23 protein-coding genes are annotated in these 21,809 nt (G+C 73.0%); 14 read left to right on the top strand and 9 right to left on the bottom strand.

The window, feature by feature from the left end:
• Window positions 1–160 precede the first annotated feature (160 nt).
• Window positions 161–1,276, bottom strand: coding sequence for an NAD(P)/FAD-dependent oxidoreductase (locus HHX31_RS08515; RefSeq protein ID WP_169946759.1), 1,116 nt, complete (start codon window positions 1,274–1,276; stop codon window positions 161–163).
• A gap of 54 nt (window positions 1,277–1,330) precedes the next feature.
• Here HHX31_RS08515 and HHX31_RS08510 point away from each other — a divergent pair, with 54 nt between their 5' ends.
• Window positions 1,331–2,029 carry a TetR/AcrR family transcriptional regulator gene (locus tag HHX31_RS08510; RefSeq protein ID WP_169946757.1) on the top strand — a complete coding sequence of 233 codons (699 nt, stop codon included), beginning with the start codon at window positions 1,331–1,333 and terminating at the stop codon, window positions 2,027–2,029.
• A 4-nt stretch (window positions 2,030–2,033) separates the two neighbouring features.
• Here the strand turns inward: HHX31_RS08510 and HHX31_RS08505 are convergent, their stop codons facing one another.
• Window positions 2,034–3,014, bottom strand: coding sequence for a YafY family protein (locus HHX31_RS08505; RefSeq protein ID WP_169946755.1), 981 nt, complete (start codon window positions 3,012–3,014; stop codon window positions 2,034–2,036).
• 70 nt (window positions 3,015–3,084) lie between these two features.
• Here HHX31_RS08505 and HHX31_RS08500 point away from each other — a divergent pair, with 70 nt between their 5' ends.
• From HHX31_RS08500 to HHX31_RS08490, 3 genes are all read left to right on the top strand, one after another.
• Window positions 3,085–3,912, top strand: coding sequence for a DeoR/GlpR family DNA-binding transcription regulator (locus HHX31_RS08500; protein WP_169946753.1), 828 nt, complete (start codon window positions 3,085–3,087; stop codon window positions 3,910–3,912).
• A gap of 152 nt (window positions 3,913–4,064) precedes the next feature.
• Window positions 4,065–5,372: an MFS transporter gene (locus tag HHX31_RS08495; protein WP_169946751.1), complete on the top strand. Its 1,308-nt coding sequence runs from the start codon at window positions 4,065–4,067 to the stop codon at window positions 5,370–5,372.
• Window positions 5,373–5,446: 74 nt separating this feature from the next.
• Window positions 5,447–5,707, top strand: coding sequence for a winged helix-turn-helix domain-containing protein (locus tag HHX31_RS08490; RefSeq protein ID WP_169946749.1), 261 nt, complete (start codon window positions 5,447–5,449; stop codon window positions 5,705–5,707).
• A gap of 27 nt (window positions 5,708–5,734) precedes the next feature.
• Here the strand turns inward: HHX31_RS08490 and HHX31_RS08485 are convergent, their stop codons facing one another.
• The 4 genes from HHX31_RS08485 to HHX31_RS08470 form a co-directional block, all read right to left on the bottom strand.
• Window positions 5,735–6,325 carry a GNAT family N-acetyltransferase gene (locus tag HHX31_RS08485; RefSeq protein WP_169946747.1) on the bottom strand — a complete coding sequence of 197 codons (591 nt, stop codon included), beginning with the start codon at window positions 6,323–6,325 and terminating at the stop codon, window positions 5,735–5,737.
• Window positions 6,322–7,797 (bottom strand): APC family permease, encoded by a 1,476-nt coding sequence (locus tag HHX31_RS08480; protein WP_311931675.1) that lies wholly within the window; start codon window positions 7,795–7,797, stop codon window positions 6,322–6,324. The genes HHX31_RS08485 and HHX31_RS08480 overlap by 4 nt, the downstream gene beginning before the upstream one ends.
• 29 nt (window positions 7,798–7,826) lie before the next feature.
• Window positions 7,827–8,468 carry a GPP34 family phosphoprotein gene (locus HHX31_RS08475; RefSeq protein ID WP_311931673.1) on the bottom strand — a complete coding sequence of 214 codons (642 nt, stop codon included), beginning with the start codon at window positions 8,466–8,468 and terminating at the stop codon, window positions 7,827–7,829.
• A gap of 162 nt (window positions 8,469–8,630) precedes the next feature.
• A complete protein-coding gene (locus HHX31_RS08470) occupies window positions 8,631–8,774 on the bottom strand; it encodes a hypothetical protein (protein WP_169946743.1) in 144 nt (47 codons plus the stop codon).
• Window positions 8,775–8,846: 72 nt separating this feature from the next.
• Here HHX31_RS08470 and HHX31_RS08465 point away from each other — a divergent pair, with 72 nt between their 5' ends.
• Window positions 8,847–9,383, top strand: a complete 537-nt coding sequence (locus HHX31_RS08465) for a hypothetical protein (protein ID WP_211589391.1) — start codon at window positions 8,847–8,849, stop codon at window positions 9,381–9,383.
• 83 nt (window positions 9,384–9,466) lie between these two features.
• Here HHX31_RS08465 and HHX31_RS08460 read toward each other — a convergent pair whose 3' ends face one another.
• On the bottom strand, window positions 9,467–10,330 hold the full coding sequence (locus HHX31_RS08460) for an SDR family oxidoreductase (protein ID WP_169946741.1): 864 nt from the start codon (window positions 10,328–10,330) through the stop codon (window positions 9,467–9,469).
• A gap of 133 nt (window positions 10,331–10,463) precedes the next feature.
• Between HHX31_RS08460 and HHX31_RS08455 the strand changes: the two genes are divergently transcribed.
• From HHX31_RS08455 to HHX31_RS08425, 7 genes are all read left to right on the top strand, one after another.
• Window positions 10,464–12,002: a pentapeptide repeat-containing protein gene (locus HHX31_RS08455; protein ID WP_169946739.1), complete on the top strand. Its 1,539-nt coding sequence runs from the start codon at window positions 10,464–10,466 to the stop codon at window positions 12,000–12,002.
• Window positions 12,003–12,153: 151 nt separating this feature from the next.
• Window positions 12,154–13,038 (top strand): ABC transporter substrate-binding protein, encoded by an 885-nt coding sequence (locus HHX31_RS08450; protein ID WP_169946737.1) that lies wholly within the window; start codon window positions 12,154–12,156, stop codon window positions 13,036–13,038.
• Window positions 13,029–13,943, top strand: coding sequence for an amino acid ABC transporter permease (locus HHX31_RS08445; protein WP_169946735.1), 915 nt, complete (start codon window positions 13,029–13,031; stop codon window positions 13,941–13,943). Before HHX31_RS08450 ends, HHX31_RS08445 begins: the two co-directional genes overlap by 10 nt.
• Window positions 13,940–14,710 (top strand): amino acid ABC transporter ATP-binding protein, encoded by a 771-nt coding sequence (locus tag HHX31_RS08440; protein WP_283244409.1) that lies wholly within the window; start codon window positions 13,940–13,942, stop codon window positions 14,708–14,710. The genes HHX31_RS08445 and HHX31_RS08440 overlap by 4 nt, the downstream gene beginning before the upstream one ends.
• Window positions 14,707–16,344: an amidohydrolase family protein gene (locus HHX31_RS08435; protein WP_169946733.1), complete on the top strand. Its 1,638-nt coding sequence runs from the start codon at window positions 14,707–14,709 to the stop codon at window positions 16,342–16,344. Before HHX31_RS08440 ends, HHX31_RS08435 begins: the two co-directional genes overlap by 4 nt.
• Window positions 16,345–16,358: 14 nt before the next feature.
• Window positions 16,359–17,186, top strand: coding sequence for a serine hydrolase (locus HHX31_RS08430; RefSeq protein WP_169946731.1), 828 nt, complete (start codon window positions 16,359–16,361; stop codon window positions 17,184–17,186).
• A gap of 51 nt (window positions 17,187–17,237) precedes the next feature.
• A complete protein-coding gene (locus HHX31_RS08425; protein WP_169946729.1) occupies window positions 17,238–18,149 on the top strand; it encodes a LysR family transcriptional regulator in 912 nt (303 codons plus the stop codon).
• Window positions 18,150–18,220: 71 nt separating this feature from the next.
• On the opposite strand, the gene HHX31_RS08420 is transcribed toward HHX31_RS08425, so the two are convergent.
• Window positions 18,221–18,688, bottom strand: coding sequence for an SPW repeat protein (locus tag HHX31_RS08420; RefSeq protein ID WP_169946727.1), 468 nt, complete (start codon window positions 18,686–18,688; stop codon window positions 18,221–18,223).
• A gap of 228 nt (window positions 18,689–18,916) precedes the next feature.
• Here HHX31_RS08420 and HHX31_RS08415 point away from each other — a divergent pair, with 228 nt between their 5' ends.
• Window positions 18,917–19,846, top strand: a complete 930-nt coding sequence (locus HHX31_RS08415; RefSeq protein WP_169946725.1) for a DMT family transporter — start codon at window positions 18,917–18,919, stop codon at window positions 19,844–19,846.
• On the opposite strand, the gene HHX31_RS08410 is transcribed toward HHX31_RS08415, so the two are convergent.
• The gene (locus HHX31_RS08410) at window positions 19,746–20,873 is read right to left on the bottom strand and encodes an MGDG synthase family glycosyltransferase (protein ID WP_169946723.1); all 1,128 of its coding nucleotides are present in this window, start codon (window positions 20,871–20,873) and stop codon (window positions 19,746–19,748) included. The genes HHX31_RS08415 and HHX31_RS08410 overlap by 101 nt on opposite strands.
• 47 nt (window positions 20,874–20,920) lie before the next feature.
• On the opposite strand from HHX31_RS08410, the gene HHX31_RS08405 reads away from it, so the two are divergent.
• The gene (locus HHX31_RS08405; protein ID WP_169946721.1) at window positions 20,921–21,691 is read left to right on the top strand and encodes a polysaccharide deacetylase family protein; all 771 of its coding nucleotides are present in this window, start codon (window positions 20,921–20,923) and stop codon (window positions 21,689–21,691) included.
• Window positions 21,692–21,809 lie beyond the last annotated feature (118 nt).

The following is a 21,809-nucleotide window of genomic DNA, read 5'->3' as shown; positions in this document are numbered from 1 at the left end:
GCTGCGGTCTCGGCCGATGATTCTGCGGCATGACCCGGGTCTTGCCGCAAGACCCCCTGTGCGCTATACGTTGAAAGTGGCGGGGATCTTCGCTTCTCCCTCGCGCCGCCGCCCCGTCCCGAAGCCGTCGAAGTCGCGCGTGAGGTCAGGACGCCGGAGTCTAGCCGGGCTGGACCTCGTCGAAGAGGGCGATCGCCTGCGCGGGGTCCGGGCTCACGAGGCGTTCCAGACCGGCCGCCGTGATCGCCGCCCACTTCCCGGCCCGTGCCCACATCCGCTCCTCGAACGCGCGGACCCCCTCGTACGGATCGTGAGAGGCGGCGATGGACTCGGCGAGTTCGGCGCCTTCCAGCATCGCGAGGTTCGCACCCACTCCCAGCGGGGGCATCAGGTGGGCGGCGTCGCCCAGGAGCGTCACCCCGGGGACGTGGTCCCAGGTGTGCGGCACGGGCAGCACGTGGACGGGGCGGTGGACGAATGCGGTGCCGTGGCGGAGAAGGTCGAGCAGAGGACCGGCCCAGCCGTCGAACATGGTCAGCAGGTGTGATCGGACGGCCTCGGCGTCGGCCAGGTCAAGGTGCGCGTGCCAGTCCAGCGGCGCGCGGAACTGTGCGTACACCTTGACGTGGCCGCCGCTGTTGCGCTGGGCGACCAGGCCGCGGTTCACGCCGTACGCGGCGACGGAGCCGTCGCCGACCAGACGGGCGAGGCCGGGATGGCGGGTGTCGACGTCGTCCAGTGCGGTCTCGACCATGGTGACGCCGGTGTAGTGCGGCGTCGCGGGCGAGACGGCGGGGCGGACCCTGGACCAGGCGCCGTCCGCGCCCGCCACGAGGTCGAACGTCTCCTGCCCGCCGTCCGCGAAACGGACCAGCGTGCCGTTCCCGGCCACCGGCGCCACCTCGGTCACGCTCCTCCCCCACTGGACGTCCAGGGGGCCGAGCAGCAGGTCGCGGAGCCGCCCGCGGTCGATCTCGGGGTTGGCCCGGTCGCCCGCGCGGGGTCGCCAGTCGCGCAGGACGGTCCCGTCCACGTCCAGGATGCGCATGGCCTGCCCCTCGGGGCGGGACAGCGCCCGGAACTCCGCCAGCAGCCCGGCCTTGTCCAGTGCGAGCTGCCCCATCCCCTCGTGCAGGTCCAGCGTGCCGCCCGGAGGGCGGGCGTCCGGGGCGGGGTCGCGCTCGAAGACGGTGACGGGATGACCATGGCGGCGCAGGACGCGGGCGAGGGTGAGGCCCGCCATACCGGCCCCGACCACGGCGATACGATGCATCATGTCGATACACTGTATTTGCCCGATATAACGTATCGCAACCGTACGATGTCTTCCATGACTGTGTGGGACCGTCCGGAGCCGCCGACCCGCCCCGCGCCGCTCGACCGGGAGAGGATCGTCGCCGCCGCCGTCGCGCTCGCCGACGAGGGCGGGCTGGAGGCCGTGACCCTGCGCAAGGTCGCCGCCCGGCTGGACGTCGGCCCGATGCGGCTGTACGGATACATCGCCACCAAGGAGGAGCTGTTCGACCTCATGGTGGACGAGGTCTACGGCGAGATCCTCCCCCTGGACCGGCCCGGCGACTGGCGGGAGGCGCTGCGCGTCCTCGCCTGCCGCACCAGGCAGGCCGCTCTCCGCCACGAATGGCTGGCCGACCTGCTCGGCGGCCGTCCGGCCCTCGGCCCGAACGCCCTCGCCGTCACCGAGGCCACGCTGGCCCCCCTCGACGGCGTCGCCGACCTCGACACCGTCGTGCGCGCCGTGGAGACCGTCAGCGCCTACTTCACCGGCGCGATCAGGCGCGAGATCGCGAACCTGCGGGCCGAGCGCGCCACGGGCCTGTCCGAGCGCGAGTGGCAGCGCGCGTCCGGCCCGCACGTGACGAGGATGCTGGCCACGGGCCGCTTCCCCGCACTGGCCAAGTTCGTGCACGACGGCACGGAGGTGGACGCCGAGACGTCCTTCGCCACCGGGCTGGACTGGGTCCTCGACGCCGTGGCCGCCAAACTCGCCCGGCCGGGGAACGGCCGCTGAGGGCTCAGCCGCCGGACGGCGCGCCGTACACGCGGGACAGGTCGGCGACGGCCTCCGCCATCAGCGCGCGCAACTCGGCGGGCTCCAGCACCTCCACGAGGGCGCCCATCCGCAGGAGCAGCCACCGCGCGTGGGTGAGGGACTCGACGGGCAGCGTCAACCGGGTCCAGCCGTCGGGCTCCGGCTGCCCGTCCACCAGCGCCTTGTCGACGACGTCCCGGCTGAGGGTGTGCCGGAGCAGGTCCTCCGCTCCCGGCGCGAGCCGCACCACCGTCTCGGCCGTGTACAGGCGTGAGGCGAACTCCGCCGCGAAGGTGCGCCAGAACTCGGCGAGGTCGAAGTCCGGTGGCCGCACGAAGCGCTCGGGCAGCACCTCGGCCTCGATGATCCGGCCGACGCGGTAGGTGCGCACGGTGCCGTCGCAGCCGGCGGCGAGATACCAGGAGCCGCCCTTGAGCACCAGGCCGTAGGGATGCAGCAGCCGTTCGACCTCCGCGGGCCCCCACCGGCGGTAGCGCAGCCGGAGCACCCTTTCCTCCCACACAGCCTCCGCGACCTCCGTGAGGAACGGCGCCTCGTCCATCCCCCGGTACCAGCCCGGCACGTCGAGATGGAACCTCTCCCGCATCCTGGCCGCGTGGGACCGCGGCTCGGGCGGCAGCGCGGCGAGCAGCTTCAGCTCCGCCGCCGCGGCGAAGTCGGCGAGCCCCAGCTCGGCGGCCGGGCCCGGCAGGCCTGCCAGGAAAAGGGACGACGCCTCCTCCACGGTGAGCCCGTTCAGGCGGGTACGGTAGCCGTCGAGCAACCGGTATCCGCCCAGCGGCCCGCGATCGGCGTAGACGGGCACACCGGCGGCCGACAGGGCCTCGACGTCACGGTAGACGGTGCGGACCGACACCTCGAGCTCGGCCGCGATCTCTGGGGCGGTCATCCTGCCGCGGGTTTGGAGCAGGAGCAGGAGGGATAGCAACCGGCTCGCGCGCATATGACCAGTCTGCCACCTTTACAAAGTAGATTTATTTGCTTTCGCACATGTGCTGTGTTCAAATGCACACATGGAAAGTGCCGATCGGATCCGCGCCATCATGAACGCGCTGCGCACCTCCGACAGCGTCTCGGTGGCGGAGTTGGCACTGGCGTACGGCGTCTCGGAGATGACCATCCGGCGCGACCTGGACGAGCTCGCCCAGCAGGGAGTGGTCCGGCGCGTCCGCGGTGGCGCGCTGAGCCTGCTGCTGCGCGGCGAGGAGCCGCCCTTCGGCGTGCGGGAGCGTGAGGCGGTCGACGTCAAGCGCCGCATCGGCGCGGAGGTCGCGGCCCTGCTGGCCGATGGCGAGGCCGTGCTGCTCGACAGCGGCACGACCACGCTCGAAGTCGCCAGGGCCGTGCGCGAGCGCCGCCTGACCATCCTGCCGCTGGCCCTGTGGGCGGCCCAGGAACTGGCGAGCGCTCCCCGCGTCCGCCTCGTCCTGCCCGGCGGAGAGGTGCGGCCCGGCGAGTTGAACTTCGTGGGGCCGCTCACCGAGTCCTCGCTCAGGTCCCTCCGGTTCGACACCGCGGTGATCGGCTGCTGCGGCCTGTCGGCCGAGCACGGACTGACCGCGCACGACCTGCCCGAGGTGGCGATCAAACAGGCCGCGATCGCCTCGGCGCGCCGCGTCGTCGTCGTCTGCGACTCGGGCAAGTTCACCCGCACCGCCTTCGGCGCGGTCTGCGGGCTCGACCGGCTCGACGTGGTGGTCACGGACGAGGGCATTCCCCGGGAGCAGCACGACGCGCTCGTCGCCGCCGGCGTCACCGTCAGGACCGTCCACTCCCCCCAAGCGGCGACGATCACCGCCGCAGGCACCGCCCCGGCATCCGTCTCCAGCCCTGTCACCTGAGCGTCGCCTCTTCCACCTCTCCCGCCGCGTGCGCAGGTGAGTACGCGACAGTGAGCACCACAGTGAGCACCACGCGGACAGTGCGAGCGGGCGCGTGGCGACACAGAAGAACCTTCGGGCCCTAACCCTCAAGTGCCCCCGAGGAGCACGCCATGACCACCGCTCTGTCCGCCCCCGCCTCCCAGGCGCTCCTGCGCGCCCGGGTGGCCGTCTACGGACTGTTCCTGCTGTCCGGCATGGCCATCGGCACGTGGACCAGCAGGATCCCCGCCATCAAGGCCGATCTGGGGCTGAGCGACGGCACGCTCAGCCTGGGGCTGCTCGGCATCGCGGCCGGCGCCATCACCGGCATGCAGGTCGTCGGCCGGCTGGTCGACCGTTACGGCAGCTACCGGACCATGCTGCCGATGGCCGTCGTCCAGGGCCTCGTCCTGGTGTTCCCCGCCTACATGCCGAACCTGCCGGCGCTGGCGCTCTCCCTGTTCGCGTTCGGCGCGGTGCACGGCACCCTCGACGTGGCCATGAACGCCAACGCCGTCGTGGTCGAGCGGGCCTACGGCAGGCCGATCATGTCGTCCTTCCACGCGGTGTTCAGCGTCGGCGGGTTCGCGGGCGCGTCCGCGGGCGGCCTGTTCGCCCACGCGGAGGTGAGCCCGGAGGCGACCTTCGCGGCGATGGGCGCGGTGATCCTGCTCATCGCCCTCCTGAGCGCCCGCTGGGCCCTCCGCGACGTCCCGCACCGTGAAGCCGGGCTGGGCGCGTCCCCCGCCCCGGGCCTGGCGGGCAGGAGGCGGCGGGTCAACAGCGCCGTGCTGTTCCTCGGCGTCCTCGGCTTCTGCTGCATGATCGGGGAAGGCGCCGCGGCCGACTGGAGTTCTGTCTACCTGCGCGACGACCTGGGCTCCTCCCCCGGCTTCGCCGCGGCCGCGTACGCCGCGTTCTCGATCATGATGACGGCCGGCCGGTTCGCCGGGGACCGCCTCGCCGCCCGGCTGGGGCCGGTCATGCTGGTCCGCTGGTGCGGAGGGCTGGCCGGAGTGGGCCTCGCCGCCGGGATCCTCATCGCTCATCCCGTCGCAGGGGTGGCGGGGTTCGGGCTGTTCGGCGCGGGCCTGTCGTGCATCGTCCCCCAGGTGTTCTCGGCAGCCGGCCACCGCGACCCCGCCCAGTCGGGCCGCGCGCTCGCCGCCGTCGCGAGCCTCGGCTACACCGGCTTCCTCGCCGGCCCCGTCGTCATCGGCGGCCTGGCCGAGGTCGTCACCCTTCCGCACGCGTTGCTGGTGCCCGCCGTGCTCGCGTTGTTCGTGGCACTCGCCGCGCCGGCGCTGCGCTCTCCCCGGCCGGAACCCGGCCCGCGGCCAGTGCCGGAACCGGCGCCGGAGCCCGCGCCGGAAGCCGTACCGGAGCCTGTCGCGGGCCCGGAAGCCGCGGCCACCCGATCAGAGCCCCGGGAGCGGTGATCGGGCGGTGCCGGGTCGCCCCGACGTGGGCACGGGCCAGGGTTGGAGCCGATGACGCCGGGCAGGGGTGGGGCGTGGCCGTCACCAGTGATACGGACGAGCCGGTCCCGGCGCACCGGCGGCTCGCGGCGATGCTCCGCGAGGAGATCGTGCGGGGCCGGATCGAGCCCGACTGTCCCCTTCCGCCGGAGGAGCGCCTCGCGCGCGAGCAGGGATGCACCCCCGAGGACGTGCGGCGCGCCGTGGAGATCCTCAGCCGCGAGGGCCTCGTCTACACGGTCGAGGGCCGGGGTGCGTACGTGTCCACCCGGGCGGAGGAGACGGGCGGCGGCTGAGCGGCCGCCCGTCCCGTCCGCGAGGTGTCATCCGGCCGAGCGGGGCTCGCGCCACATCGGGAACATGAGCGGGCCGCCGGGGATCCGGAGCGGTTCCGGCATGTCGGTGTAACCGTGGCGGAGATAGAGCCGCCTGCTCGCCTCGCTGCTGGCTTCGAGGTAGGCGGGGATTCTCTCGGCGTCGAGCCTGCGGTGGTGCTCCTCCAGCAGCAGGCTGCCGAGGCCGCGGCCGGTCCTCCCCCGCTCCAGGGCGATGAACGCCAGGTAGTGGTGCGGCTCCTGGGGGTGGGTCTTGCCCATCAACTCGCCGAGGACGCGGTAGCGTCCGGCGTTGTCCCCCGCGAACGACTCGATTGTCTCCTGCTCTCCGGGGATCTCGGGGAACGGCGCGGTGAACCAGACCGCCGCACCCACCAGTTCGCCCGATTCGCGGATGCCGTACACGTCGCCGTGCTCCAGCGCGTGCCCGGCCCACATCGTGAAGAACCGCCGCTGCATGGGCAGGCGGTCCTCCGCCCGGGGGATGAGCCACCTGGTGATCTCGTCGACGTGGAACGTGTCGGCGATGAGCCCGCCCGCGGCCTCCGCGTCCGTGATCCGGGTGATCTCGGTCGTCATTTGCCGACGCCTCCGCCGGCGGCCCGCGCGCCGAGCCCGATGTTGGCGTACACCTCGGGCCGGGTCGACTTCAGCACCCGGGCCCAGATGACGCCGAGGATGATCGCGACGACGAAGATGCCGGGCAGGATCCAGCGGAGGACCGAGTCGGGCTCGACCCCGAGGACCGTGTCGAAGTTGACCAGGGTGAGCCCGATGATCACGCAGAGCGCCAGGATCGCCAGGGCCGGGGCGAAGCGGGTGCGCCAGGTCGTCTCCCCCCGCGGGTCGCGGGAGAAGAACACGATCACCGAGATCGAGGTGACGGTGAGCAGGGTCAGCAGCCCGAGGCCGCCGAAGGTGCCGAAGATGAAGAACATCTTGGTGACCGGGTCGAGACCGGAGATCGCGTACACGCTGATCACGATCAGCCCGAGCACCGTCTGCAGCAGCGACCCGGCGATCGGGGCGGCGGTGCGGGCCGAGGTGCGGCCGAAGACCGAGGGGAGGACGTTCTCCCGGCCCAGGGCGAAGATGTAGCGGGCCGTGGTGTTGTGGAAGGCGATCATGCAGGCGACGCTGCTCGTCACGAACAGCACGGCGCCGATCGTGGAGACGGCCGAGCCCAGGTGGTCGGCGGCCTGGTTGAAGATGAGCTCGGTCCCCTGCTCTGAGGATGCCTTGACGATTCCGTCAGGCCCGGTCGGCACCGTCTGCGCCCAGGCGGAGAACGAGTACAGCAGGGCGATGATCGCGATGCCCAGGTAGGTGGCGATCGGCACGGTCTTGAGGCGGTCCTTGGACTCCTCGGCGAAGACCACCGACGACTCGATGCCGGCGAAGCCCGCGACGACGGTGGCGAGCGCGGCGCCCACTCCTGGCACGAACAGCGCGCCGGGGCTGAAGCCCTCGAAGCTGAGGCCGGCCGGGCCGGCGTGCGTCACGTCGCCGAGGTCGAACAGCAGCACGATGGCGATCTCACTGATCAGCAGCACCGACAGGATCTTCCCGTTGACGTCCACCCGCAGCAGTCCGAGCACGCCGGTCAGCGCCCAGGCCACGAGCGCGATCACCCACCACGGGGGCGACGCGCCGAACCAGTCGACCAGCAGCGGCTCAGCGGCCGATCCGATGATGCCGTAGAGGCCGAGTTGCAGCGCGTTGTAGGCCAGCAGCGCCACCCAGGCGGTGGCGACTCCCTGGGTCCGGCCGAGCCCCTGGGCGGCGTAGGCGTAGAAGGCGCCCGCGTTCACCACGTGCCTGGCCATCGTCACGTAGCCGACGGCGAACAGCGCGAAGATCGCGCCCAGCAGCAGGAACGCGAACGGGATGCCGATGACGCCCGTCACCGTGTACGCCGTCGGAACCGAACCGGCGACGACCATCAGCGGCGCCGCCGCGGAGACGACGAAGAACACGATGGACGGCACGCCGAGCCGGTCCGCGGCCAGCGCGGCGTTGACGACGCTGGGCCGTTGTTCTGTTAGGGACACCTGGAACTCCGTGTGAGGGGGGTGGGAGGTCACCGGCGGCTGATGACAGCCTCGCCGACGGCGGCCTTGGTCTGGGCGACGACCCGCTGCACGGGCACGGGGAGCAGCGCGGTGGCGGCGGTCACGAACCGGGCATCGTGCTCGGACAGGATCCGCTGCGCGCTGCCGGCCGCGGCCAGCAGCGCCAGGAGGACGCAGTCCCCGATCACCGGCGGCTTGCGCCGCTGCACGGCGAGGTTCAGCCGGGCGAGCGGCCACGCGGCCGTGTTCATGTCCGCCGGGGCCGCGGGCTGCTGCTTCAGCAGGTGCCGCACCGGGGGCTTCAACAGGTTCGCCGCGATCATCCGGGCGGCGACGTCGGCGTGGATCGTCCGGGCGAAGAAGAGCAGCCACGTGCCGACCGGGTGATGCGGCTCGGCGATGATGTGCGCGAGCACCGTGCGGGTCAGCGGGTCCCCGGTGGTCTCGTGGACCGTCGCGTGGAGGCGCTCGGGGTTCGAGGCGAAGTCGAGCGCGACACGCTCGGCGAGCATCAGCTCGGCGAGGATCGCACCGGCCAGCGTCAGCCCTGTGAGCCGGGGATGGAGCAACGGATGACCCGTCACATTGTCGTGCAGGACAAAGTACAGATCATCGACAAGAGACGGGCTCGAAAGATCGCTTTCAGCCACGGTCGGCGATCATATAGGCGGATTGTTTCATTTGTCATCGGACGAAATCGCATTATCCGCGGCGCATCGCGATTAGGGGTGCGACACCCGAATTATGCCAACCGGAATACAGTTTCCGGCAATACCCTTACCACCCGGATCACCGGGGGACGCGTCCCCGTGTCAGCGGATCAAGGCGTTCGCCAGGAGCGTGAGCAGGAGCGATACGACGATCGAGATGGCGATCATCACGAGACAGCCCGCCGCTCCCCCCATCGGCCGAACCTTGAAATTCCCCGGCATGACGTCCTCCCAGCGCTGCTTCATGTGCGCCTACCCACGGCCCACAGCACAAACCGAGTGCGGTTTGTCCGTTTTGTGGCCGGGCATCGTCGGCCTATGACGACCCAGGACGACAGGGGCGCGACGGCCTTGGCCCGCGCCCACGGGCTTTTCACGATGGCGAGCGGTCTGTGGCCGCTGTTGCATCTGCAGAGTTTCGAGAAGGTGTTCGGCGCGAAGACCGACCGGTGGCTGGAACGCACCGTCGCCGGACTGCTCGTCGGAATCGGCTGGACGCAGGTCCGCGCCGCGTCCGCTCCCGGCGGCGCCGGCCACGCGCGCCGTCTCGGCGTGTCCACGGCGGCGACGCTGCTCGCCGTCGACCTGGTGTACGTGCCCACCGGCCGCATCCGGCCCGTCTATCTTCTCGACGCGGCGGCCCAGGCGATGTGGCTGCGCGCCTGGCGGGCCCGTGCCGTACGGCCGGAGCCCCCGACCACCCGCACGGGCGCGGCGTTCGCCGCGGCGGCGGCGCTGGCCGCGGGCTGCGCCACGGGCGCCGTGCTGGCCGCGCGGGTGCTGCGGCGGCGGCCGGACTCCGGCGAGGCCGAGCTCACCCAGGCCCGCTACCTGCGCCACCCCGCGGCGCGCTGACCCGGGCCACGACCACGCATGGACCCGAACCGGAGGGGCCGCCCGGGCAAGACCCGGGCGGCCCCTCCGGCCGGCTCGGGCCGTCACCCCGGCAGCGTCTCACCGCCGATCGGGGCGAGGACCTCCCCCGTGTAGTACGACGACAGCCGGTTGGCGGCGAAGAACACGTACGAGGGAGCGATCTCGTCCGGGTCGGCCGGCCGGCCCATCGGCACCTGCTCACCGAACTTCTCCACTTTCTCCTCCGGGAAGGTGGCCGGGATGAGCGGCGTCCAGACCGGGCCGGGAGCCACGGCGTTGATCCTGATCCCGCGCTCGACCAGCACCTGGGCCATCGCGTAGGTGAACGCGTTGATCGCGCCCTTGGTCGCGGAGTAGTCGATCAGTTGCTTGTTGCCGCGCAGGCCGTTGATCGACGAGGTGTTCACGATCGAGCCGCCCTCGGGCATGTGCCGCAGCGCCGCCTTCGTCACGCGGAAGTAGCTGTGGATGTTGACGGCGAAGGTCCGTTCCCACTGTTCGTCAGGGAGTTCCTCCAGCGACCGCACGGGCGTCTGGGTGGCCACGTTGTTCACCAGCACGTCGATCCCGCCGAGTTCGCGGACCGTCCTCTCGACGACGTCCTCGCAGTGGCGGGGATCGGCGAGGTCGCCCGGGATGAGCACGCAGCGGCGGCCCTCCTGCTCCACCAGCTTCCTGGTGTGCTCGGCGTCCTCGTGCTCGCTCAGGTAGGCGATCGCGACGTCCGCCCCCTCCTTGGCGAACGCCACGGCCACGGCCCGGCCGATGCCGGAGTCGCCTCCGGTGACGAGGGCGCGCTTGCCGGCCAGCAGGTCGCGTCCGGTGTAGTCGCGCATCTCGTCCCTGGGCTCGGGCGTCATCTCGCCCGTCCGGCCGGGATACCGCTGCGTCTGCGGTGGCGGTGTGGAGTTCTGCTGCTCAGACATGCACGTCGGTTACCCCTGCGCGGTCAGGGCAAACGGCCGGTGACGAGCCCCGGTACGGCCGCGACCGATACACACTGTTACCTGTCCATCACGCTTTAACGCCCCGAGGCGGGACATCGGGTATGACGATGCCATGACACCCCGGTCGCGGATGGTTCCGCTCGACGTGGTCTGGAGCACGTGCGACGCCGTGCCCGAGTGCCTGGGCGTCGCCCAGGAGCCGTACGGCAGATGCCTGGGGCACCTCACGCCGGCCGAGTCGGCCGCCTTCCTGCGGCGCCTGACCCCGGGGCAGTCCCTCGACCTGCGCGGCACCGTCCTGCCCGAGGACCTGCTCACGCGGGTTCTCGACGGGGTGGAGCGCCGTCTCGGCCGGGCCAGGTTCGACCGCGCGGTCTTCACGGGACCGGCCCGTTTCGCCGAGGTCGTCTTCGCAGGTGACGCGACCTTCGACCACGCGGGGTTCGAGCGTCTCGCCTCGTTCTACGGAGCCCGTTTCCTGCGCAACGTCTCCCTGCGGGAGGCGCGGTTCCTGCGCGAGCTGTCCCTGCACGACGCGCGGGTGTGCGGCCACGCCGCGTTCGACCGGGTCGCGGTGCGCGGCGACGCCCTGTTCGGGGGCGCGCTGTTCGGCGGGTCCCTGCCAGGGAGGGCGGGGGCGGCGTCGTTCCAGGGCGCGCGGTTCCACGGGTTCGCCGCGTTCGACGCGGCCGTCTTCCATGGGGACGCCTGCTTCCGCGACGCCCGCTTCCACCGGGCCGTATCCTTCCGCGGCTCCGGGTGCGTGGCGGGCGCCGACTTCCGGGGCGTCCGGTTCGACGGGGCGGCCTACCTCGGCCCGATGCGGATCGGGCGGCGGCTCTCGCTGGCGGGCGTGCGGGCCCACGCGCCGGTGCACCTCGACACCGGCGGGTGCCGGGTGGTGCTGCGCTCGGCGGCCGTGCTGGGGCGGCTGACCGCACGACTGTCCGACGCCGAGCTCGACCTGCGGGACGCGACGCTCGGCGGGCCATCCGCCGTTGCCCGCCGCGCCGGCCGCTTGGAGGTGACCTCGCTCGACGGTCTCGACGCCGCCGCGCTCACCCTGGTCGGCGCCGACCTGCGCGGATGCGGCCTCGGCGGGCTGCGCCGCCCGGAGGGCCTGCGCCTGCGGGAATGCCTGTTCGCCGCGCCGCCGGGCGGCCTGCGGCTGCGCCTGGGCTGGCCGCCCGTGCGGTGGTGGGGCCGCCGCAGGGTAATCGCCGACGAGCACCTGTGGCGGGGCTGGCCGCGCGAGACGGGCGGCCAGGCCGCCGCGCCCGCTCCGGACCCCGCGCGCCTGGCGGCCGTGTACGAGCGGCTGCGGCCGGGTGTCGACGACGCGCGGGTGGCCGCGGACTTCGCGTTCGGCGCGATGGAGATGCGGCGGCTGGGCAGCGCGCGCCGCGGGGCGAGACTGCTGCTGTCGCTGTACTGGCTCGCCTGCGGGTACGGCCTCCGCGCGGGCCGGGCCCTCGGATGGGCCACGCTGGTGGCGGCTCTCGCCGTGGGCGCGGCGTGCTGGTCGGCCATGGCGCGGCCCTCGGGCAAGCACGGCGTTCAGCGTGCCCGGGTCGCGGTCGTACGGCCGGCGGCGTCCGCCTCCCGCCCGGCGCACGGAACCGAGGGCTGGGCACACGGGGCCGGAGGCTGACCGGACAGGCGCTCCGTGCGGGCTGCCGCGGCGCCACCGGCCGGCGAGCATCGAAAACTTCGATGCTCAGGCCCGCAAGCGTTCACGAGTGTTACGGGCGTTACCTCCTGTCGCCAGCATAAGCTCAATCGTTCGCAAAACAGGAGGTTCCATGACAAAGCGCCTTTATGTGGCCATAGTTGGCGCGCTGATGGTGTCGGCGCTCGCCGGCGGCTGCGGGCGTTCGTCGTCCGGGACCGCGGCGGGCGAGGACGCGGCGACGACGACGGGCAAGGCCGCCAAGGACCTGGTCCCCGAGGACGTTCGCAAGACGGGCACGCTGCGGGTGGCCACGTCGGAGGGCTACCCCCCTATGGAGATGTACAAGGAGGGCACCCAGGAACTGACCGGTGTCGACCCCGATCTCGGCGCGGCCATCGCGGCCAAGCTCGGGCTGAAGTTCTCCATCACCAACGCGGCCTTCGACGGGCTCATCCCCGGCCTCCAGGGCGGGCGCTGGGACATCGTGATGTCCTCGATGAGCGACACCGAGGAGCGGCGCGCGGCGGTCGACTTCGTCGACTACTTCAACGCGGGCGGCGCCATCATGGTGAAGAAGGGCAACCCGGACGGCATCAAGAACCTCGAAGACCTGTGCGGCCGCACGGTGGTGCTGGCCAAGGGCAGCTCCAACCTCGCCATCGGCGAGAAGCAGAACGAGAAGTGCGCCACGAAGATAACGATCATGCAGAGCGAGGACGCGCCCACCGGCCTGCTCTCGATCGACTCCGGGCGCGCGGTCGCCACCATCGTGGACTACCCCGTCGCGGTCATGTACGCCAAGGACACCGGAAAGTACGACGTGCTGCCCGAGCAGTACGACGCCGGGCCCTGGGGCATCGCCATCGACAAGCGCAAGACGGCCCTGCGCGACGCGGTCGCCAAGGCGATGGAGGAGCTACAGGCCGACGGCGGCTACAAGTCCGTCCTCGACAAGTACGGCGTGACGGCCAACGCCGTCGACGGTGTGCTGGTCAACACCCAGCCGTGGAAGTGACCCGGGAGCGGACGGCCGCCGTCGAGCTGCCGGTCGAGGCCGTGCGGCCCTTGCGGCCCGGCCGGTGGCTCGGCGCGGCCGCCGCCGTCCTCTTCCTGGCCTGGCTCGCCTACACGGTCATCGTCAACGAGAACCTCCACTGGGACGTCATCGTCGCCCACATCGCCGACGGCAGGATCCTCGGCGGTCTGTGGGTCACGATCCAGCTCACCGTGCTGTCCATGGCCATCGGCCTGGGCCTCGGGGTGCTCGCCGCCGTCATGCAGCTGTCGGACAACCCCGTGCTGCGCGGCACCTCCGCCCTCTACACGTGGTTCTTCCGCGGCACGCCGCTGCTGGTGCAGCTCATCTTCTGGTTCAACATCGGGCTGGTCTTCCCCTCCTTCGGGATCGGCGTCCCGTTCGGCGGGCCCAAGCTGATCGAATGGCAGGCCAACGAGGTGATCACGCCGTTCACCGCGGCGCTGCTCGGCCTGGCCATCAACGAGGGCGCGTACATGGCGGAGATCGTCCGCGCGGGCATCCGCTCGGTCGACCCCGGCCAGCGGGAGGCGGCAGAGTCGCTCGGCATGTCGCACCGGCAGGTGCTGCGCCGCGTGGTGCTGCCGCAGGCCATGCGGGTGATCATTCCGCCGACCGGAAACCAGTTCATCTCGATGCTGAAGACCACGTCGATGGTCTCGGTGATCGCCGGGGCCGAGCTGCTGACCGTGGCGCAGCGCATCTACCTCGGCAACTTCGAGGTGATCGCGATGCTCGTGGTCGCCTCGGTCTGGTACCTGGTGCTCACCACGATCGCGAGCGTCGGCCAGCACTTCGTGGAGAAGCGGTACGAGCGCGGCCACGTGCGGCTGTCCTCCCGGGTCCGCCGCAACCTGCGGCCGCTGCGGAAGGAGCCGTCATGAGCGGCGACCAGCCGATGGTGCGCGTCCGCGCGGTCCGCAAGCGGTTCGGCGCGCTGGAGGTGCTCAAGGGCATCGACCTCGACGTCCCCGCCGGCGAGGTGGTGTGCGTCGTCGGCCCGTCGGGGTCGGGCAAGTCGACCCTGCTGCGCTGCGTCAACCGGCTGGAGACGATCGACTCGGGCCGGATCTGGGTGAACGGCGAGCTGATGGGCTACGCCGAGCGCGGCGGCCGGCTGCACGCGCTGCGCCCGGCCGAGCTGTCCCGGCAGCGGCGCGGCATCGGCATGGTGTTCCAGCGCTTCCACCTGTTCCCGCACCGCACCGCGATCGAGAACGTCATGGAGGGGCCGGTCACCGTGCTGGGCACGGCCGCCGCCCAGGCACGACGGCAGGCGGAGGAGCTGCTGGAGCGGGTCGGCCTGGCCGACCGCGCCCATCACTACCCGGCCCAGCTGTCCGGCGGCCAGCAGCAGCGGGTGGCCATCGCCCGCAGCCTCGCCATGCGGCCCAGCCTGATGCTGTTCGACGAGCCGACCAGCGCGCTCGACCCCGAGCTGGTGCAGGAGGTGCTGGCCGTCATGCGGGACCTCGCGGCGACCGGCATGACCATGATGGTCGTCACCCACGAGATGAACTTCGCACGCGAGGTCGGCGACCAGCTCGTGTTCATGGACGACGGCGTCATCGTCGAGCGCGGCGACCCGCGCGAGGTGCTCTCCGCGCCCCGACACGAGCGGCTGCGCACCTTCCTCGGGCAGGTCGGGTGACCGGCTTCGACCTGCTCATCCGGGGCGGCCTCCTGGTCGACGGCACGGGCCGCCCCGGGCGGCCCGCCGATGTCGGCGTGACCGCCGGGCGGCTGACCGTGCTGGCCCCCGGCGAGGCCCCGCGTACCGGTGCGGCGGAGGTGATCGACGCGCGCGGGCGCGTCGTCTCCCCCGGCTTCGTCGACGTGCACACGCACTCCGACGGCGTCGCGCTGCTCGGCCCGCCCGGCGACGGCCGCGGCGACGGCTCGGGCGGCGGCTCGGGCAGGGCGCTGGTGCGGGCGTCGGTGCTGCAGGGCGTCACCACCGAGATCTGCGGCAACTGCGGGTCCGGCCTCTTCCCGGCCCTGCCGGAGCGGCTGCCGGCCATGCGCGCCGAGGCGCGGATCACCTTCGGCGGCGACGTCGGCATGTACGCCGACTTCGCGGGTTTCGCCGCCGCGCACGCGCGGGTGCCCCGGGCCAACCACCTGGCCTCGCTGGTCGGCCACGGCACGCTCAGGGCGGGCGTGCTCGGCCCGGTCGACCGGCCCGCCCGGCCCGACGAGCTGCGCGCGATGTGCGCGCTGCTCGACGCCTCCCTGTCGCAGGGCGCGGCCGGGCTGTCCACCGGCCTCATCTACACCCCCGGCTCGTACGCCGGGACCGACGAGGTCGTCGCGCTGGCCGCGGTGGCCGCCCGGCACGGCAAGCCGTACGTCACCCACCTGCGGGACGAGATGTCGCGCGTGGAGGAGGCGCTGGAGGAGGCGATCGAGATCTCCCGGCGCAGCGGCGCGGCGCTGCACGTCTCGCACCACAAGACCGCGGGCCGGTACGCCTGGGGACGCACCGAGCGCACCCTGCCGCGCATCGCGGCGCTGCGGGCCGAGGGGATGGACGTCACCTGTGACGTCTACCCCTACACCGCGGGCAGCACGGCGCTGGCCGCCATGCTGCCGCCCTGGGCGAACGACGGCGGCCTGGTGGCGCTCACGGCGCGGCTCGGCCGGCCCGCCGAGCGGGACAGGATGCGCCGCGCCATCGCGGAGGGCGTGCCCGGCTGGGAGAACACGGTCGGCAACGGCGGCTGGGATCGGATCTCGGTCGCCTGCGCGCCCCGCCATCCTCAGGCCGAGGGCAGGACCATCGCCGACCTCGCGGCCTCGGCGGGCGCCGACCCTCTCGACGTGGCCGCCGATCTGCTGGTGGCCGAGGCGGGCGAGGTGACGATCATCAGCCACTCGATGGTCGAGGAGGACGTGCGGCGGGTGCTGGCCGCGCCGTACACGATGATCGGCTCCGACGGCGTGCCGAAACCGGGCGGGCGTCCGCACCCGCGCTGGGCCGGGACGTTCCCCCGGGTGCTCGGCCGTTACGTCCGGGAGCTGGGGCTGCTCAGGCTGGAGGAGGCGGTGCACAAGATGACCGGGATGGCCGCGGCGCGCTTCGGGCTGACCGGGCGCGGGGTGGTCCGCGACGGCGCGCACGCCGACCTGGTGGTCTTCGACCCCGCGACGGTGACCGACCTGGCGACGTTCACCGAGCCGCTGGTGCCGCCCACCGGGATCGACGTGGTCGTCGCGGGCGGCCGGGTGGTGGTGCGCGACGGCGGGGAGACCGGCGCGCGCCCGGGTACGGTGCTGGCTCTGTGAAAGGGGATGACGTGATGAGCGGGAAGGACGCCGGCGGCGTGCCGGGGGCGGCGCGGCTGGCTGAGGCGGCGGCCGGCTGTCCTGGCACGCTGGCCGTCTGCGTCCCCGGCCTGCTCGCCCTGAACGAGGACGTGGTGCTGCCGCTGGCCAGCACCGGCAAGGTGCTGCTGCTCGCGGCGCTCGCCCAGGACGTGGCGGCGGGCGTCGTGGACCCGGGCGAGCAGGTCACGCTGCTGGAGGAGGACTACGCGGGCGGGTCGGGCCTGCTCACCGGCCTGTCGGCCCGGGTCTGGACGGCCGGCGACCTCGCGCTGCTCACCGCCTCCGTCAGCGACAACACCGCGACGAACGCGCTGCTGCGGCGGCTCGGCCTCGGCCGCGTGGACGCGGCCGCCGCCGCGCTCGGGCTGGCCAGGACGCGGATCCACGACAGGATCCGCGAGCCCAGGCTCCCGGTGCATCCGCCGGCCTTCGCCACCGGGACGGCGCGCGAGCTGGCCGGGCTCATGCGGTCGCTGGCGCACGGACGCGAGCCGTGGCAGCGGCTGCTGCTCGGCTGGATGGCGCACAACACCGACCGCGCGCTGGTGCCCGCGCTGCTCCCGCACGAGCCCGAGGACCGCGACCCGCCGGTGGCCCTGCCGTACGCCGCGGGGGTGTGGGTGGCGAACAAGACCGGCACCGACGCCGGCACTCGGGCCGACGTGGGCGTGATGGCCGGGGCGCGGTGGGAGGGCTACGCCGTGCTCGCGCACGGACCGGTGGGCCGCGAGCACGCCCTGGTGCGGTCGATCCGGCAGGCGGGCCTCGCCGTCGGCGCCGCGGTCCTGCCGCCCCGATAGCTCACTCCCCGCTGTGACCAGCGCGGACGCCGGGTCGCCGATACTTGGGGAATGCTCAGCAGCCACCGCCTCAAGGTGCTCCTGGAGGTCTTCAGGACCGGGAGCATCGCCGGAGCCGCCAAGTCCCTGCGGCTGTCGCCCTCAGCCGTCTCCCACCAGCTCGCCCGGCTGGAGGAGGAGGCCGGGGTCGGGCTGGTGGAGCGGGCCGCGCACAGCCTGCGGCTGACCGCGGCGGGCCACCGCCTGGCCGGGCGGGCCCAGGAGGTGCTCGACCTCATCGAGTCCGCCGAGAAGGACCTGCTCGCGCAGGCTCGGGCGGACGCCGGGCAGCTGCGCATCGGGTTCTTCGCCTCGGCCGGCTACCGGCTGCTGCCGATGGCGCTGTCGTCCTTCACGGCACGCCATCCGGGCGTCGTGCTCGACCTGGTGCTCGGGCAGCCGCACGAGTTGCTGACCGACGTGGAACGCGGCGAGCTGGACGTGCTGGTCGTGTTCGAGCACGCGCTGGATCCCTGGAAGGCGCCGAAGGGCGTGGAGGTCGTCCACCTGTTCGACGAGCCGCAACTCCTCGTCATGCCGCTCGGCCACCCCGTGGGACACCGGCCCCGGGTGCGGCTGGCCGACCTCGCCGAGGAGCCGTGGATCACCACGTTCGGCACCGAGACCCCGGTGTCGGTGCTGGAGCGGGCCAGCGCCTTGGAGGGGTTCACGCCCACCATCCGCTGCCGCAGCGACCACTACGAGGTGACGCTCGGCCTGGTCAGGGCCGGGCTCGGCGTGGCCCTCGTGCCGAGTCTCGGCGCGCAGGGCGCGGCGGGGATCCAGGTCTGCCAGGTGGAGGGGCCCAAGCTCTACCGGCGGGTCGGCGCCGCCCTCCGCCCGACCAACCCCAACCCCGCCCTGCGGGCCTTCGTCGACTACCTCAAGGACGCCTCGGCCCGTCTCAGCGTCACCCTCCGCTAGGTCGTGTCTGACGCTCCCCAGCGAGCAGGACGGCGCCCGGCCCGCCTGGCACGGGCCGGGCGCCGGTTCCCTCACCAGTTGCCCAGCCTGCGCGCGCCCCGCTCGCTGCGCTCGTGCCTGCGGAAGGCCTGTGCCATCGCCAGCGCGGCGGCTCCCAGCGCGACGGTCACGATGCCGGTCACCACGTTGTTCCAGATGGTCGTCGCCGTGGCCTCGCTTCCCGCGCGCACGACGAACGGCGAGACGATCGCCCACACGCCGAGCACCGGGAGCAACCACCCCAGCCCGTAGGTGCGTCCGTAGGCGGACGCGAGCCCGAGTGCGAGGGCGGAGACCACGAGGCCTGTGACGAGGTTGCTGACGGTCAGGCCGCTGAATCCGAAGAACCCGACAATCCACGGCGAGAGGGCCAGGTACAGCCCGGCCAGGAAGGCCAATCCCTCCAATACCTGGGCGGGGGCCGTCGAACCGGCCCGATCGTACGTCTGTCGCAGTTCGGTGACGTCGGGATGACGCTCGAGGCCGGTGGGTCCAGCCATGTCTGATTCCGCCTTTCCTGCCGAGTACGTTTGCCCAGACGGCCATACCCCCAAAAATCCCGAAATTCTCGATTACTAATAATAATCGCGTCATTATTGTCCGATAAGAGCATAAAAGCGTTCGGCGTGTCCTCGGCGACATGCGGCGGCCATCGCCGGGGAGAGGTACTGGCAGGGCCCCGATCAGCGGGCCCGCGAGGAAAAGCCGGAGACGGGGCGCGGGGGGTCATGATCGCTGTTGTCCTGGCGGTGCTCGCCGCGGCGGCCAACGCCGTCGCGTCCGTGCTGCAGCGCCGGGCCGCGCGCGCCGCCCCCGCCGACGAGGCGTTCCGGCCCGGCCTGATCTGGGACCTCGTCCGGCGGCCCGCCTGGCTGGGCGGCATCGCCGCGCTCATCGCGGGTTTCCTGCTGCAGGCGGCCGCCCTGACGAGCGGAGGGCTCGCGCTCGTCCAGCCCCTGCTCGTCGCCGAACTGCCGTTCACCATGCTCCTGGTGGGCTGGATGTTCCGCGCCCGCGTCACCGCCAGGACGTGGCTGGCCGTGGGCGCGCTGACCGCGGGCCTGGCCGTGTTCCTCGTGGCGGCGTCGCCCACGCCCGGCCGGCGGATTCCCGGCCTGCCCGCCTGGGTGATCTCGGCGGGCGCGACCGCCGGGGTGGTCGCCGGCTGCGTCGCCGCCGCAGTCGTCGTCGGCGGGCTCGCCCGCGCGGTGCTGCTCGGGGTCGCCGCCGGCCTCGGCTTCGCCTACACCGCCGTGCTCATGAAGCGCACGGTGGAGGAGTTGCCCGGGGGCGTATGGGCGCTCGCCGGGTCCTGGTCGCTGTGGGCCATGGTGGCCGCCGGCCTGTGCAGCCTGTTCCTGCTGCAGAACGCCCTGCAGAGCGGTCCGCTCGTCGCGGTGCAGCCCGCGCTGACCGTGACCGACCCCGTGGCGAGCACGGCGTACGGCGTCGCGATGTTCGGCGAGGACATCCGCACGGGCCCGTGGGTGCTGCCCGAACTGACGGGCATGGCCCTGATCCTGTACGGCAGCGTGCTGCTGTCGCGCTACGCGCCGCTCAGGAAGCAGGCTCACATGCTCGGGACGCGGCGGGCCGGTCCGGGAGGAGAAGGGACTCCGCCGGCGCCGCGGCGAACAGGGCCGCCGCCCGCGCGATGAGCGCGGCTTGCCCGGGCAGGCCTGGCTGGAGCCGGTCCAGCGCCCGCAGCAGGTCCGCGCGGCAGCGCGCGTGGACGCTCACCCCGGCGCGGGCCATCGCGCGCACGCCGTCCCCGCCGTGGCCCGCGATGGGCCGGTATGTCACCACGGGCACTCCCGCGGCGAACGCCTCCCTGCAGGTCAGCCCGCCCGCGTTGTCGACCAGCGCGTAGGCGGAGGCGAGCAGGTCCGCCAGGTCGTCGCGCCAGCCGAGCGCGGCGCCCGCTCCCGCGCGCCCGAGCAGCCGCCCGAGCCGGCGGCGAAGCCGCTCGTTGTGCCCGCACAGCACGACGGGCGAGTAACGGCCCGAGCGGGCGAGGATCCGCGCGGTCTCCATCACCCGGCCGACCCCCCAGGATCCGGCGCAGACGAGGACGATCGGCCCGTCGTCCGGCAGGCGGAGCCGGGCCCGTACGTCCGCCGCACCGGCCCGGCCCCGGGACGCCGCGAACCCGGGGCCGACGATCGGGGCGCAGCGGAAGGCCGGGCGCCCGAGGGCGGCGGGCACCGCGAGGGCCGTGGCCGCGTCCGGGCACAGGTAGCGGTCGTTGCCGGGGTGCAGCCACAGGCGGTGCACGGCGAAGTCGGTGAGCACGACCACGCTCGGCGCCGCGAGCCGCCCGCGCGCCCGCAGGTGCCCCGCGGCCTGGGCTGCCACATGGAAGACCGGCACGACCAGCGAGGGCCGGACACGCCGCACCGCCCTGGCCAGCCCGGCGGCGGCGGCCACCGTCAGCGGCGAGGTGGAAGGGGCCCGGCGTGAGACGAAGAAGACGCGGTAGACCAGCGCGTACAGCCATGGCGCCCGCAGCATCACCACGCGGTACCACCAGCGCAGCAGCGCGCCCAGCCGCAGCGGCAGCAGGGCGAGCACGTCCACGATCTCGGTGGCGACCCCGGCGGAGTCAAGGCGGCGCGCCAGTTCCTCCGCGACGGCGTCGTGGCCCGAGCCCATCGAGGCGCTGACGATCAATGCCCTGTCCCTCATGGCCCTCCTTCCCGGCCGGCGGGCGGCGTGGCGGACACTGGAATGCGATGCGACCTCACGCGTTCGCCGCCGCCGGCCTGGCCCTGCTCCACGCGGGACCGGGGGCGACCTGGCTGCCTTCGGTGCGCCGCCTGCTGCCGTCCCTCGCGGGCGAGGGCGATCCCGGGCACGTGGCGCTGACCTTCGACGACGGGCCGGATCCTCGGTCGACCCCGCTGTTCCTCGACGAACTGGACCGGCTCGGGTGCCGGGCGACCTTCTTCCTCCTCGGCGAACTGCTCGATCGCCATCCCGACGTCGGGCGGAGCATCGCGCGGGCCGGCCACGAGGTGGCCGTGCACGGCTGGCGGCACGGCAACGCCCTGGTCGCCCGGCCCGGCAGGGTCACCGCGGAGATCGGCAGGGCCGCGCGCCTCGTCACCGCCGTCACCGGTGCGCGGCCCTCGTGGTACCGCCCGCCGTACGGCGTGCTGAGCGCCGAGGCGCTGTTCGCCGCCCGCCGGCACGGCCTGCGGCCGGTGCTGTGGACGGCCTGGGGCGTCGACTGGACGGCATGGGCCACGGCCGGATCGGTGCTGCGCACCCTGGAGCCCGGCCTGCGCGGCGGGGCGACGCTGCTGCTGCACGACTGCGACCACACCTCCGCCCCGGGTTCCTGGCGCTCGGCGCTCGGCGCGCTCGCCGGCGTGGTGGGCCGCTGCCGCGCCGCCGGGCTGCGGGTCGGCACGCTGGGCGCCCACGGCGTGGGTGTACCCGGCGGCGGGGCGGCCCACCGGCTCCATGCCTCGACGAGCTTTTACCCGCGGCAGGAAGCGTAAGAAAAGGGGAATGAGCCCTTCTGGGGGCGTGGCCGTTTCCCGCCGCGTTTTTACCGCTTCTTCCATTGGCGGCGCTGGGGCGTGCGCCGCTTTTCCCCGGGCGTTACGCGCGTAAAAA

It is taken from the genome of Microbispora sp. H11081, from assembly GCF_012999535.1.
GTDB lineage: Bacteria > Actinomycetota > Actinomycetes > Streptosporangiales > Streptosporangiaceae > Microbispora.
Note: the sequence above shows the minus strand (reverse complement) of the source record. Positions and strands in the feature narration are given on the sequence as shown.